The 501-nt window shown below is 74.7% G+C and carries 1 protein-coding gene; it reads right to left on the bottom strand.

Translation table 11 applies throughout. The features are described from left to right. The coding region (locus DEIPI_RS40445) for a hypothetical protein (RefSeq protein ID WP_211238323.1) at window positions 1-501 on the bottom strand (501 nt) is incomplete at both ends.

Genomic DNA, 501 nt, shown 5'->3' with positions numbered 1-501 from the left:
CGCGGCGCCGCTCGAGCAGCGCCGGGTCCGACCACAGCACGTTGCGCGCCGCCACCGTGAACCGCAGGGTCCGTCCGGCGTCCACGGACAGTCCCGCGCCGTCCGGGACGTCCACGCCGAGCCGCGCGTGCAGCCTCGACACGAGACCGAGCGGAAGTTGCGCGTCGTCCGAGACGTCGGAGAAGCGTGGCCACCCCCGCCCGAGACTCACGAGCGCCGGGAACGCGGCGACGCGCGCGGCGCGCGCGTCTCTGAGCAGGTCGATCCGGCCGTCCGTGAAGGCGCGCAGCGCCTCGGTGTAAATCACGAAGTGACCGAAGCCGTACGTCCAGTACCCGACGCCCTCGCGGCAGCCGCCGTCGGCGGCGAAGCCGTCGAGAAAGCCGTCGAGGGCGCGCAGCACCCGGTCGGTGATGCCCGCGAGCCGCTCGTGATCGTCGACGAGCAGCAGCGCGGCCGCGCCGGCGCTGCCGCAGCACACCGCCGCCCAGTTGTGCGGCG

The sequence above is a fragment of the Deinococcus pimensis DSM 21231 genome (assembly GCF_000519345.1).
In the GTDB taxonomy this organism is placed as follows: domain Bacteria; phylum Deinococcota; class Deinococci; order Deinococcales; family Deinococcaceae; genus Deinococcus_A; species Deinococcus_A pimensis.
The sequence above is the reverse complement of the archived record's forward strand: the minus strand, read 5'-3'. Positions and strand labels throughout refer to the sequence as shown.